The 12,142-nt window shown below is 63.9% G+C and carries 12 protein-coding genes; 8 read left to right on the top strand and 4 right to left on the bottom strand.

Annotated elements, in window-relative coordinates:
- The first annotated feature begins 76 nt into the window (after positions 1–76).
- The 5 genes from ASG39_RS01550 to ASG39_RS01530 all read left to right on the top strand — a co-directional run bounded on the left by ASG39_RS01550 (position 77) and on the right by ASG39_RS01530 (position 4,116).
- The gene (locus ASG39_RS01550) at positions 77–1,042 is read left to right on the top strand and encodes an acetylxylan esterase (RefSeq protein WP_062592154.1); all 966 of its coding nucleotides are present in this window, start codon (positions 77–79) and stop codon (positions 1,040–1,042) included.
- Complete coding sequence (locus ASG39_RS01545) at positions 1,039–1,767, top strand: alpha/beta hydrolase-fold protein (RefSeq protein WP_062592152.1); 729 nt, start codon at positions 1,039–1,041, stop codon at positions 1,765–1,767. Before ASG39_RS01550 ends, ASG39_RS01545 begins: the two co-directional genes overlap by 4 nt.
- A gap of 140 nt (positions 1,768–1,907) precedes the next feature.
- The gene (ade, locus tag ASG39_RS01540; protein WP_062592149.1) at positions 1,908–3,605 is read left to right on the top strand and encodes an adenine deaminase; all 1,698 of its coding nucleotides are present in this window, start codon (positions 1,908–1,910) and stop codon (positions 3,603–3,605) included.
- A 59-nt stretch (positions 3,606–3,664) separates the two neighbouring features.
- Entirely contained in the window at positions 3,665–3,865 is a 201-nt protein-coding gene (locus ASG39_RS01535; protein WP_062592147.1) for a hypothetical protein, read from the top strand.
- Entirely contained in the window at positions 3,862–4,116 is a 255-nt protein-coding gene (locus ASG39_RS01530) for a hypothetical protein (protein ID WP_062592146.1), read from the top strand. Before ASG39_RS01535 ends, ASG39_RS01530 begins: the two co-directional genes overlap by 4 nt.
- Here ASG39_RS01530 and ASG39_RS01525 read toward each other — a convergent pair.
- On the bottom strand, positions 4,108–5,760 hold the full coding sequence (locus tag ASG39_RS01525) for an alpha-glucosidase family protein (protein WP_062592144.1): 1,653 nt from the start codon (positions 5,758–5,760) through the stop codon (positions 4,108–4,110). The two genes, ASG39_RS01530 and ASG39_RS01525, sit on opposite strands and share 9 nt — an antisense overlap.
- A 192-nt stretch (positions 5,761–5,952) precedes the next feature.
- On the opposite strand from ASG39_RS01525, the gene ASG39_RS01520 reads away from it, so the two are divergent.
- Positions 5,953–6,867, top strand: a complete 915-nt coding sequence (locus ASG39_RS01520) for a sugar kinase (RefSeq protein ID WP_062592142.1) — start codon at positions 5,953–5,955, stop codon at positions 6,865–6,867.
- A 138-nt stretch (positions 6,868–7,005) separates the two neighbouring features.
- Here ASG39_RS01520 and der read toward each other — a convergent pair whose 3' ends face one another.
- A complete protein-coding gene (gene der, locus ASG39_RS01515) occupies positions 7,006–8,424 on the bottom strand; it encodes a ribosome biogenesis GTPase Der (RefSeq protein ID WP_062592140.1) in 1,419 nt (472 codons plus the stop codon).
- On the opposite strand from der, the gene ASG39_RS01510 reads away from it, so the two are divergent.
- Positions 8,405–8,710 (top strand): hypothetical protein, encoded by a 306-nt coding sequence (locus ASG39_RS01510; RefSeq protein WP_156467974.1) that lies wholly within the window; start codon positions 8,405–8,407, stop codon positions 8,708–8,710. The genes der and ASG39_RS01510 overlap by 20 nt on opposite strands.
- 19 nt (positions 8,711–8,729) lie before the next feature.
- Here the strand turns inward: ASG39_RS01510 and ASG39_RS01505 are convergent, their stop codons facing one another.
- Entirely contained in the window at positions 8,730–9,392 is a 663-nt protein-coding gene (locus ASG39_RS01505) for a tetratricopeptide repeat protein (protein WP_062592136.1), read from the bottom strand.
- A 328-nt stretch (positions 9,393–9,720) separates the two neighbouring features.
- On the opposite strand from ASG39_RS01505, the gene ASG39_RS01500 reads away from it, so the two are divergent.
- Positions 9,721–10,773, top strand: coding sequence for a polysaccharide deacetylase (locus tag ASG39_RS01500; protein ID WP_082476831.1), 1,053 nt, complete (start codon positions 9,721–9,723; stop codon positions 10,771–10,773).
- Between the two features lie 25 nt (positions 10,774–10,798).
- Here ASG39_RS01500 and sbmA read toward each other — a convergent pair whose 3' ends face one another.
- Positions 10,799–12,073, bottom strand: coding sequence for a peptide antibiotic transporter SbmA (sbmA, locus tag ASG39_RS01495; RefSeq protein WP_062592134.1), 1,275 nt, complete (start codon positions 12,071–12,073; stop codon positions 10,799–10,801).
- Between the last annotated feature and the right edge of the window lie 69 nt (positions 12,074–12,142).

The raw sequence follows: 12,142 nt of genomic DNA, 5'->3' as shown, positions 1-12,142 counted from the left end.
ATCCGGACGGCACCCGAATGGCAGACGCGATGCGTGCCCGGGCTATCCTCTCCTTCGAGAACGGGGTCAGCCGACCATGAGCATTCCCAAGCGCCACCCTTACGATTTCGATCCCACCTACGGGCTCGGGCTTGCAGACCTTCGCGCGATCCGGCCGCCGCCGGAGGCGAAGGGTTTCGACGCCTTCTGGCAGGAGCGCTATCGCAAAGCGCTCGCCGTCGATCCGAGCCCCAGCCTGACCCGATCGGCCATCCAGAACGGCAAATGGATCGTTCACGATCTCTCCTATACTTCGACGGAGGGTTTCCGGATCGGCGGATGGCTTCTCCTGCCGCATCACGGCACCGTGCAGCGCGGCCTTATCGTCGGCCACGGCTATGGGGGACGCGACCAGCCGGACCTCGACCTTCCCGTCGAAAACACCGCCATTCTCTTCCCCTGTTTCCGCGGCCTTTCCCGCAGCAGCCGGGCTCCGATCTCGCCCGATCCCGCCTGGCACGTGCTCCACGATATCGACGATCCCGATCGGTACATCATCGGTGGCTGCGTCGAGGACGTCTGGGTCGCCGTCACCGTGATGAACACGCTGTTTCCCGGCACGACGGGCCGCACCGGCTACAGCGGCATCAGCCTCGGCGGCGGCATCGGCGCGCTGGCCATTCCCTTCGACCGCCGCATCGACCGGGGCCACCTCACCGTTCCCACGTTCGGCAACCGGCCGCTCTGGCTGACCTTGCCGACCATCGGCAGCGCCAATGCCGTGCAGGCCTACAGCCACACCCATCCGGAGGTGACCGAAACGCTCCGCCTGTTCGACGCGGCGACCGCCGCCAAGCGCATCGCGGTGCCGATCCTCTGCGCCGTCGCCCGGTTCGACCCCGCCGTTGCGCCACCCTGTCAGTTCTCCGTCGCCAATGCGCTCCCGACGAAGAATTATAACGAAATCTTCATCCTGGACGCCGGGCATTTCGATTATCCTGGTCAACAGGCGCAGGCATCGGCGCTGATGGCAAAAGTCGGGACACTCTTCGGGACACCATGAATCGCGAATATCTGCGCTGGTACAGTCCGCGGCTCCATCGAGACATGGAGTTGCTGGTGTTCGGCCATGCCGGCGCCAAGGTGCTGATGTTTCCGACACGCGAAGGCCGGTTCTGGGAATACGAAAAGCTTGGCCTGGTCGGTGCGCTCGCGCAGAAGGTCCAGGCCGGGCACCTGCAGCTCTTCTGCATCGAGGGGCTCGCCCGCGAAACTTTCTACGACCGCAGCCGAGACCCCGCCGACCGCATCCGCCGCCACAGGGCGCTGGAGGAATATGTTTTGAACGAGGTGCTGCCGCTCATGGCCGAGCGGAACCCGCATGGCGCCACGATCGCGCAGGGCTGCAGCCTCGGTGCCTACCAGGCGGCAAGCCTCGTCTTCCGACACCCGCACCTCTTTTCCAAGCTTGTGGCCTTCTCCGGGCGCTACGACCTGACGCTGGAGGTCGAAAGTTTCACCAATCTGCTCGACGGCCACTATGACGACGAAGTCTATTTCCACACCCCGACGCATTTTCTGCCGGGCCTCTCGCAGGACTGGCGCCTCGACCGCCTGCGGTCCGTCGAGATCGTCCTTGCCATCGGCAATGCCGACCCCTTCCTGGAGAACAACTGGTATCTGAGCCGCCTGCTCGACGAGAAAGGCGTCCATCACCAGCTCCATGTCTGGGACGGCCGCGCCCATCGCGCGCAGTCCTGGCGCAAGATGGCGACGCTTTACATCTGAAGGCCAATCCCGGCGTTGACGGCCTCTCCGAGGTCGCCATTTCGCGGCCCGCCCTTCCCCTGCGCGTTCCACACTCTATGATGAGCCCTGGTGTCGATCTCCCGTCACGCCGCCATTTCCATGCCAGAACCGGAGCCCTCATGTCCGCCACTCTCTCCGACCGAATCGACCAGGGCACGGGCCGCGTCGCTGCCGACATCGTCCTCAAGAATGGACGCTTCTTCGACCTCGTCACCGGCGACTGCCTCGAAAGCGACATCGCGCTCTGCGGCGACCGGATCGTCGGCACCTGCGGCAGCTATCACGGCGTCGAGGAGATCGACATTTCCGGTCGCATCGTCGTTCCCGGTTTCATCGACACCCATCTCCATATCGAATCCTCGCTGGTGACGCCGCACGAGTTCGATCGCTGCGTCCTGCCCTACGGTGTGACGACCGCCATCTGCGACCCGCACGAGATCGCCAATGTGCTGGGCACGCAAGGCATAGAATTCTTCCTCGACAGTGCCCGCGAGACGATCATGGATATCCGCGTGCAGCTGTCGAGCTGCGTGCCGGCGACCCATCTGGAAACCTCCGGCGCCAGCCTGCCGATCGAGGCGCTGCTTCCCTATCGCGGCCATGAGAAGGTCATCGGCCTTGCCGAGTTCATGAATTTTCCGGGGGTCATCCACAAGGACCCGATCTGCATGGCGAAGCTCGAAGCTTTCCAGGACGGCCATATTGACGGTCATGCGCCGCTGCTGCGCGGTCTCGATCTCAACGGCTATCTCGCGGCCGGCATCCGCACCGATCATGAATGCACGACGGCGGACGAAGCCCTGGAGAAAATCCGCAAGGGCATGCATATCCTGGTGCGGGAAGGCTCGGTCTCCAAGGACCTTCACGCCCTGATGCCGATTCTGACGGAGCGACTGTCGCCCTTTCTCGCGCTCTGCACCGATGATCGCAATCCGCTCGATATCGCCGAGGAAGGCCATCTCGACTACATGATCCGTGAGGCCATCGCACATGGCGTCGAGCCGCTCGCCGTCTATCGAGCCGCCTCCATCTCGGCCGCCCGTGCCTTCGGCCTGCGCGACCGCGGCCTCGTGGCCCCCGGCTGGCGGGCCGATCTCGTGGTCGTGGACAGCCTCGAAAACTGCAAGGCGCAGATGGTCTTTTCCGCCGGTCGCCGCGTCGATGACGCACTCTTCGCCACCCGACGTCCCGTGGCACCCGTCGGGCTCGACAGCGTCAAGGCCGGACACATCCACGCCGCCGCCTTCGCCGTGCCCTATACGGAGGGCGAGACATCCGTCATCGGCGTTCTCCCTGGCAAGATCATCACCGAACATCGCCGCTTCCAGCTGCCGGCCGACGGCAACCAGACGGGGGCCGATCTCGGACGAGACATCATCAAGGTCGCCGTCATCGAGCGCCACGGCATCAATGGCAATCACGCCAACGGCTTCGTCCAGGGTTTCGGATTGAAGAAAGGCGCCATCGCCTCGACGGTCGGCCACGATAGCCACAATATCTGCGTCGTCGGCGTCGATCCCGACGACATGGCGCTCGCGGCGAACCGCCTGGGCGAGATCAAAGGAGGCTTCGTCGTGGTCGAGGACGGCATCGTCACCGGAGAGATCGCCCTGCCGGTCGCGGGCCTCATGAGCCTCGAACCCTATGAAAGCGTCCGAGACACGCTCCACCACCTGAGGCAGGCCGCCTTTGCTCTTGGCGCCACCCTGCAGGAACCTTTCCTTCAACTCGCCTTCCTGCCCCTCCCCGTCATCCCGCATCTGAAGATCTCAGACAGGGGGCTGGTGGATGTGGATCGGTTCATGCTGATCGGGTGAAGGCGACCTTGGCAGCAACCGGCGCCTGTCCTATTCTGCGTGCAAGATCGGAGACCATCATGAGCCGCCTCGAACATATCGAAAAATCGGTGACCGAGCTATCCGCCGACGAACTGGCGGAGTTCGCGCGCTGGTTCGAAGACCTGCAGGCAAAGCGCTGGGACGAGCGTTTCGAAGCGGATGCGACATCCGGAAAGCTCGATGCACTGGCAGATGCCGCGCTTTCGGAGCTTTCCGCAGGGCAGGCACGACCCCTTTGAAACATCACGCGACCGGCGCGTTCTGGAAGTGCTACGATGCGCTTCCCCAGCATGTGAGAGCGGTTGCCGATCGCAATTTCGATATTTTAAAGGGCGATCCCTTCCATCCGTCCCTTCATCTGAAGCAGGTAGGCCGCTTCTGGTCCGTTCGTGTCGGGTCGTCCTGGAGAGCCCTCGCCGTTCGAAACGGCGAAGACCTTGTCTGGTTCTGGATCGGCTCGCATGCCGATTACGACAGGCTTCTAGCCTGACACCCGCCCGCAGAAAGCATCCAGCGCCTCCAGCACGATCTCGTCTTTCTCGATTCTCGCCGTATCGAATCCCGGCAGCGGCAGCATCTCGGCGATGGTCATGCCCTTCGGCAGAGTTACCGTCTGTGGGCCGCGTCGCAGGTTGAAGACGAAGAGCAGTTTTTCGCCGGCCTTCTCGCGGGTGAAGATCAGGATGTCCTGGTTGGTGTCGAGGAAGGTCATGCCCCCGTCGAACAGCGCGGGCATGGCCTTCCGGAAGGCGAGCGTGTCGCGATAATGCGCGAGCACCGAATCGTCCCCGGCCTCCTGCACATCCACGGCAACGGCCTTGTGCACGTCCGGTACCGGCAGCCAGGGCTGTCCCGTGGAAAAGCCGCCGCTCTGGCCGGCACGCTCCCACGGCATGGGCGTGCGGCACCCGTCGCGGCCCTTGAAGGCTGGCCAGAAGCGGATGCCGTAGGGGTCGCGCAACTCATGCAGCTCGAGCTCGGCTTCCGGAAGTGCCAGTTCTTCGCCCTGGTAGAGGCAGATGGAGCCGCGCAGCGTCGCGAGCACGGAGATGGCAAGCTTCCCGATCCGCTCCCGCTCGCTCTCGTTCTGGATGAAGCGCGAGACATGTCGCTGGACGTCATGGTTGGAGAAGGCCCAGCAGACCCAGCCGTCCGTCACCGAATTCTGGAACGAGGACACGCAGTGCCTGATGTGGCTGGCCGTGAAGTCGGGGCCGAGCAGGTCGAAGGTGTAGCACATGTGCAGCTTGTCGCCGCCGCTGACATAGGCAGCCAGCGTCTTCAGCGAACGCCCGCCGTCACCGACCTCGCCCACGGCCGTGCGGTCGTCATATTCCTCCAGGAGCGCCCGGAAGCGCTTGAGGAAGCCGATATTCTCGGGCTGCGTCTTGTCGTAGAGATGGCTCTGCATCCCGTAGGGATTGACATCCGGCGCATCGAGTCCAGGCCCGTCGTCATCGTGCCCGAGCGGCGGGTTGTCGCGCAGTTCCTTGTCGTGGAAGTAGTAGTTGACCGTATCCAGCCGGAAACCGTCCACGCCGCGCTCCAGCCAGAAACGCACCGTGTCGAGCACCGCCTCCTGAACCTGCGAATTGTGGAAGTTCAGGTCCGGCTGCGAGCCGAGGAAATTGTGCAGGTAATACTGCCGGCGGACGCCGTCCCACTCCCAGGCCGGACCGCCGAAGATCGACAGCCAGTTGTTCGGCGCCGTTCCATCGGGCTTCGCATCTGCCCAGACATACCAGTCGGCACGCGCATTGGTGTTGCTCGCGCGACTTTCCTTGAACCAGGGATGCTGATCGGACGTGTGCGAGATCACCTGGTCGATGATGATCTTGAGGCCCAGACGATGGGCTTCCGCGAGCATCGTGTCGAAATCGGCGAGCGTTCCGAACATCGGATCGACGTCGCAGTAATCCGATACGTCGTATCCCATGTCGGCCATCGGCGAGGTGAAGAACGGCGACAGCCAGATGGCATCGACGCCGAGGCTGGCGATGTGCGGCAGCCGTGCCGTGATGCCCGGCAAATCCCCGATCCCGTCACCGTTCGTATCCTGGAACGATCGCGGATAGACCTGATAGATCACCGCGCCGCGCCACCAGTCCGGGTTGGTCTTCGGGGAAGAGGCCATGGACGATTCCTTTTGAATGGGAGGTGTCAGCCGATGTTCTAACGTTCGGCCGGCAACGAGGCAATGACGGGATGCCGGCATTCGGGCGCTCGGGCGAAATGACAGGCATTCACGAATTCCTTGCCGATCAGGCCCTGCCTTGCCATCGGCGCCGGCAGGGCTTATCCGGCGAACGCAACGAGGAGAACAGCGATGGCACGGCTTCTGGCAATCGGCGAATGCATGGTGGAACTCGGAGACGCCGGCAGCGGCCTGCTCCGCAAGGGCTTTGCCGGCGACACGCTGAATGCCGCCTACTATGCCCGCACCTACCTGCCGACCCCGTTCGACGTCGCCTATCTCAGCGCCGTCGGCACCGATCTTCTGTCGGAGGAAATGCTCGCCTTCATGGCGGAAAAGGGCATCGTCACCGAGGATGTCAGGCAGATCGAAGGTGCCGCCCCCGGCCTCTACATGATCCATCTGAAGGATGGCGAGCGGAGCTTCTCCTACTGGCGCTCGGCCTCCGCCGCGCGAAGGCTGGCCGACGACGCCGCGCATGTCCGAAGCGCCATCGAGAAAGCCGACACGATCGTCTTCTCCGGCATCACCCTTGCCATCCTCTCGCCGGATGCGCGCGAGACGCTGATCCTCGAACTGCGCCGCGCCAGGGCCGCGGGACGGCGCGTCGTCTTCGACCCCAACATCCGCCCTCGGCTTTGGGAAGACGCCGCAACCCTGCGATCCGTCGTCGAAGCCGGCGCCCGTGCCGCGACCGTCCTCCTGCCGAGCTTCGACGACGAGCAGGCGCATTTCGGCGACGCCGACCCCGAGGCGACGATCGCGCGCTATCGGCAATGGGGCGCCGAAACGATCCTCGTGAAGAATGGCAGCGGGGAAGCGCGCCTCGCAGACGGCGCCGGCGCCATCGTCGGGATAGCACCGCCGAAGGTCGAGACCGTGGTCGACACGACCAGTGCCGGCGACAGTTTCAACGGCGCGTTTCTGGCAAAGCTGCTCACCGGCGTCGCGCCGGCCGAAGCCGCAGCCTTTGCCGCCCGCGTCGCCGCGGCCGTCATCGCCCATCACGGCGCGTTGGTGCCGCCCGCGCATCTGCCGCAGCCTTGAGCCCCTTCGCGTAAAAGCTTAGGCGAAGGACGACGGCTAACCTTTGGAATCGACTCGGGAAAAGCGGTCGTTTCAGGCGCAAGGCGCCAGGCAGATGCGCCGGAACGCCTGAAGAGACGTTCCGATCGATGTCGCAGTTTAGCGGCGCTTCTTGCCTTCGAACGGGTTTTCCGAGGCGCGGAGATGGATGCGGATCGGCACGCCGGGCATCTGGAAATCGGCGCGCAGGCCGTTGGTGAGATAGCGAATATAGCTCTCAGGCACGGAGTCCGGACGCGTGCAGGAGATCATGAAGCCCGGCGGGCGGGCCTTGACCTGCGTCATGTATTTCAGCTTCAGGCGACGGCCGGAGACGGCCGGTGGCGGATGCTGGGTCTGCTGCGCGTCGAGCCACTTGTTGAGGCGCGCGGTGGAGATGCGGCGGTTCCAGACCTTGTCCGTGTCGATGATCGACTGCATCAGCTTGTCGAGCCCGTAGCCGGTCTGCCCGGACATGGGCACGGCGCGGATGCCGCGCGCCTGCGGCAGCAGCCGCTCGGTCTTTTCGCGCAGGTCGGCCAGCAGCGCCTGCGGATCCTCGACCAGATCCCACTTGTTGAAGGCGAGCACGGCGGCGCGACCCTCGCGGATCACGAGATCGACCAGCTGCAGATCCTGCTTCTCGAACGGAATGGTCGCATCGAAGACGATCACGACGGACTCGGCAAAGCGGATCGAGCGCAGGCTGTCGGCGACCGAGAGTTTTTCGAGCTTCTCCTGGACACGGGCCTTCTTGCGCATGCCGGCCGTGTCGAACATCTTGATCGTGCGGCCGCGCCAGTCCCATTCCACCGAAATCGAATCGCGCGTGATGCCGGCTTCGGGGCCGGTCAGCAGACGATCCTCGCCGAGGAAACGGTTGATCAGCGTCGACTTGCCCGCGTTCGGCCGCCCGATGATGGCGACGCGCAGCGGCTTGGTCTCGTCGTAAGCGGGTTCCTCATCGTCGTCGCCCTCGCCCGCCGACTTCCGCAGGTCGATATCCGTCTCGGCTTCGTCCACCACGGGCGGAAAGGCCCGCTCCTCGCCGATCGCCTCGACGATGGCATCGCGCAGGTCGATCATGCCCTGCCCGTGCTCGGCCGAAATCGGGCAAGGGTCGCCGAGGCCGAGCGTGAAGGCATCGTAGAAGCCGCCGTCCGAGCCCTTGGCTTCCGACTTGTTGGCAACCAGCACGACCGGCTTGCCGCGGCGGCGCAGGAGATCGGCCAGCGTCTGGTCGGCCGGCGTCAGGCCCGCCTTGGCATCGACCACGAACAGCGTCAGGTCCGCCTCGTCGATCGCGGCCTCCGTCTGCGCCCACATACGACCCTGCAGGGTCTCGGGGCCGGACTGTTCGAGGCCGGCGGTGTCGATGATCGTGAAGCGGAGATCGACCAGCTTCGCGTCGCCCGGCCGGCGGTCGCGTGTCACGCCCGGGGTGTCGTCCACCAGCGCCAGCTTCTTGCCGACAAGGCGGTTGAACAGCGTGGACTTGCCGACATTGGGGCGGCCGACGATGGCGACGGTGAAGTTCATCTCAAAATCCTGTCGCGGCGTTCATGCCGCTGTGCCGGCCGCAGCGGCGCCCGTCATCATGACAGGCAAGGCGTTGCGACCTCTCGGTTCATTCCGCCGCGGCACACAAGGCAGCCAGCGGCATCAAAGCCTGTCGCCCGCAAGCCTGCAGCGGCTTCGGGCGACGGGTGTCAAACGGATCTCAAGCATCATGCGCAGTTTCGTGATCGCGCAATCTGCCGGGATTTCTGTTTTTGCCGCAGTGTCCGATGCCGAGGCGTTCCCGCTTCGGCTGGACATGCTCTAGTTGGTCACTGCGCGGACGGTCACTGCGCGGACGCCATGACGTCCAGAAGCATGCGGGCCCGGTTGGCAAGGCCGCGCGGCGCCTGGCTGTCGTCGACGATCTGCTGAAACCATTCCTTGGCCTTGGCCTTGTCTGCAGCCTTGTAGGCAGAAAGGCCCAGCGCTTCGCGCGCGGAGTTGCGAAGGCCGTTGCCGTCCACCGCCAGCTGCTCGGCTTCCGCCGAGACCTGCTGATAGGTGCCGGTGTCGACCAGCAGATAGGCTGCGCGAATCCGGGCGGCATCCCGCATCGGCTGCACGATCGCCTCGTTCTTCGAGATCGCGGAGAAATCGGCGATGGCAGCGGCGGTATCGCCCTTCTGCGCCTTCAAGGTTGCGGCCCGCATCTGCGCGAGAACCGGATAGGCGCCGTAGCCGTCGGCCTCCAGCTTTTCGAAGGCGGCCAGCGCCTCGTCGGACTTGTTGTCCTTGGCGAGCGTCAGGGCGGCGAGGAATTCGTCGCCCGAGGCCGAGGCCGAGGTCTCGTGCCAGTAATCATAGGCGACCTTGCCGATCGTGCCGATGACGATGAGAACCGCGAGCATGGCGAGGATGCCGCCGAAGCGGAGCCAGACCGCCTTGACCTGCTCGGAGCGAAGCTCGTCATTGACCTCGCGGATGAAACTGTCGTTCTGATGCGCCATTCGGGTTCCGGCGGACCGGCCTTCTCTGCCATTTCTGTCAAAGCCGCGCTTCTAGCCTATTTCGCGCATATTGTAAGGGGGCACGGCGAAATCGCGGCAATGTGAGTATGTGCCTTCCGCGCCCCTCTCTGACACGGCAAGCTCGAGGGCATTATTTCCGCCTATCTCCGTTGCGACGCTTGTCGCTCCAAAGGATCGCCGTATTCCTGCCGCATGGGGCAAGCGCGCATCGTCCGTCACCCCGGGTGATGCCGCGTCTTCCTCTCCCGCTGCAGGGTCGGCCAGCCCTTCGCCCGTCTACAGCAGGCGCATCACGTCAGGTTTTAGCATGCAACTCTCCACGACGCCTTTGGCCGCCCTCATTCTCCTGCCGCCGCTGGCGCTCATGCCCTCTGTCGCGCGGGCCGACCCGCCCCAGCCGGCAGCGGGGATCTCGCAGCCGGCACCGTCTCCGGCAGCAGCATCGAAATTCCAGCAGCTCGTCATCATCTCGTTCGACGGCGCGCACGACAACACGCTCTGGGAACGCAGCCTCGCGATGAGCCGGCAGGTGGGCGCGCATTTCACCTATTTCCTGTCCTGCACGTTCCTGATGACCAAGGCGGAAGGCGGCCGGTCCTATCGGGCGAGCGGCCACAAGCAGGGTGCCTCGAATGTCGGTTACGCCCAGAGCCGCGAGGAGATCGCGACGCGGGTGCGCCACATCTGGCAGGCTCATCAGGACGGCCACGACATCGGCAGCCATGGTTGCGGCCATTTCGACGGCAAGGACTGGAGCGAGAAAGACTGGAGCGACGAATTCTCCGCCTTCGATGCGGCGCTCGACAAGGCCTGGGAGGCCGGCGGGATCGGGCAGCAGGAGCCGGATGGCTGGCGCAGCATGGTCGACGGGATCAAGGGGTTTCGCGCGCCCTACCTTTCGACCAGCACCGGCCTCGTTCCGGCAGAGCGAAAAGCGGGCCTCTCCTACGACGCCAGCCTCGTCACCAAAGGCCCGGCCTGGCCGACGCTCGAAGGCGGCGTGGAGCGCTTCGGCCTGCCGCTGATCCCCGAGGGACCGAGCGGGCGCCGCGTCATCGGCATGGATTACAACCTCTTCGTCCGCCATTCGATGGGCGTCGAGAACCGCAAGGACAGCGCCACCTTCGAAGCGCGCACGCTCAAGGCCTATCGCGATGCCTTCAGCGCAGAGTACGACGGCGCCCGCATCCCGCTGCAACTCGGCTTCCACTTCGTGGAAATGAACGGCGGCGCCTACTGGCGGGCACTGGAAACCTTCCTGACCGAAACCTGCGGCAAGCCGGACGTGGCCTGCGTCAGCTATGCACAGGCACTGCCGCTGATCGAGGCACGAAAAAAGGCGGATCCCTCCGCCTTTTGATGTGTCCGCTGTCTTCCTCGGCTCGCTACGGCTTGTCGGCCGCCAGTTCGCCATCGGTCTGTTCGCGCGCCAGATAGCGCTGATCGATCTCCGGCAGCGGTTCGCCTTCAATCGCAGACTCGAATGCACGCAGGCGCTTGTAGATCGACAGAAGCTCGACGATCGTCGTCCACGAGTTCACCAGATACTGAAACGATTCCCGAACCTGCCCGAAGACGTTCTGGATCTGGTTCAGGACACCGAGCGAAAGCTTGCCCGCGATGATGGACGGGACGAGGACGAATGTCCCGAAGAGATTGTCGGCCTGAAGATAGAAGATTCGAGCGACGTTGAAGTACATGTAGTGAAAATAGAGACGGAAATAGTTCCGGCGGACATTGGCAAACAGTTGCGCCACCGTGATGGGATCGGCGCGGTCCGCGTTATCCTCGCCATAGACGAGTTCCTTACGGTACGCCGCTTCGACCCGCTGGTTGCGGAACTCGAGCCCGGGTAGTTTGATGCCCACGGCGGCCAGAAAGACGGTACCGAACAGGGACCAGCAGATTGCCGCCCAGACGAGGGCATGCGGCACTTCGCCGATGAAGGGCAGTTCGGTGACTGTCGCGGAGAACTTGAACAGGATCGGCATGAAGGCGATCAGCGTCATCACCGAGCTGACGAGGTTGACGCCGAGACCTTCCATGGTCCGCGAAAACCGCATCGTATCGTCCTGCACACGCTGTGAGGCGCCTTCGATGTGCCGCAGCTTGTCCCAGTGCGACATGTAGAAATCGTTCATCGCAGTTCGCCAGCGGAAAACATAGTGGCTGACGAAGAAGAGGTTCAAAACGCCGACCGTGACGGCGACGAAGGCGATACCGGCAAAGCCGAGCATGCCCATATAGAGCTGATCCGCTGTCACAGGGGCCGTGCGCGCCAAAGCTTGCTGAATGAGATCGTAGAACGGGCCGTACCAGGCATTGATCGACACGCCGACCTGAACGGAGAAATAGGTGTTGAACATGATCAGCGCAGAACCAAGGATCGACCAGTTCTGCCAGCGATGCGGACGGTAGGTGTACCAGAAGGCGGCAAACAGGCCGACCATCAGTGCGTAGTAGATATAGAACCAGAGGAACGGCGGCGACCAGAAGACCGAAACCCCGATCACCGGTTCCGTGCCCGGCGGCAGAGACGGAAGCCCTATCAGATTGCCGAACTCGCTGCCTCCCGCATACCATGCGGCGATCGCGAGCATGGTCCAGATGACGACGGACGGGAAGAAGTATCGTGGATAAGGGAAAAACGAGACAAACAAATCGAGCGCCTTCAGCTTGATGCAACGACGTCATTCGCGCCGTGACGCGAAACCGGCGCGAACCTAGGC

The organism is Rhizobium sp. Leaf371, assembly GCF_001424045.1.
GTDB lineage: Bacteria > Pseudomonadota > Alphaproteobacteria > Rhizobiales > Rhizobiaceae > Ferranicluibacter.
This window is presented reverse-complemented; position numbering and strand designations above follow the sequence as displayed.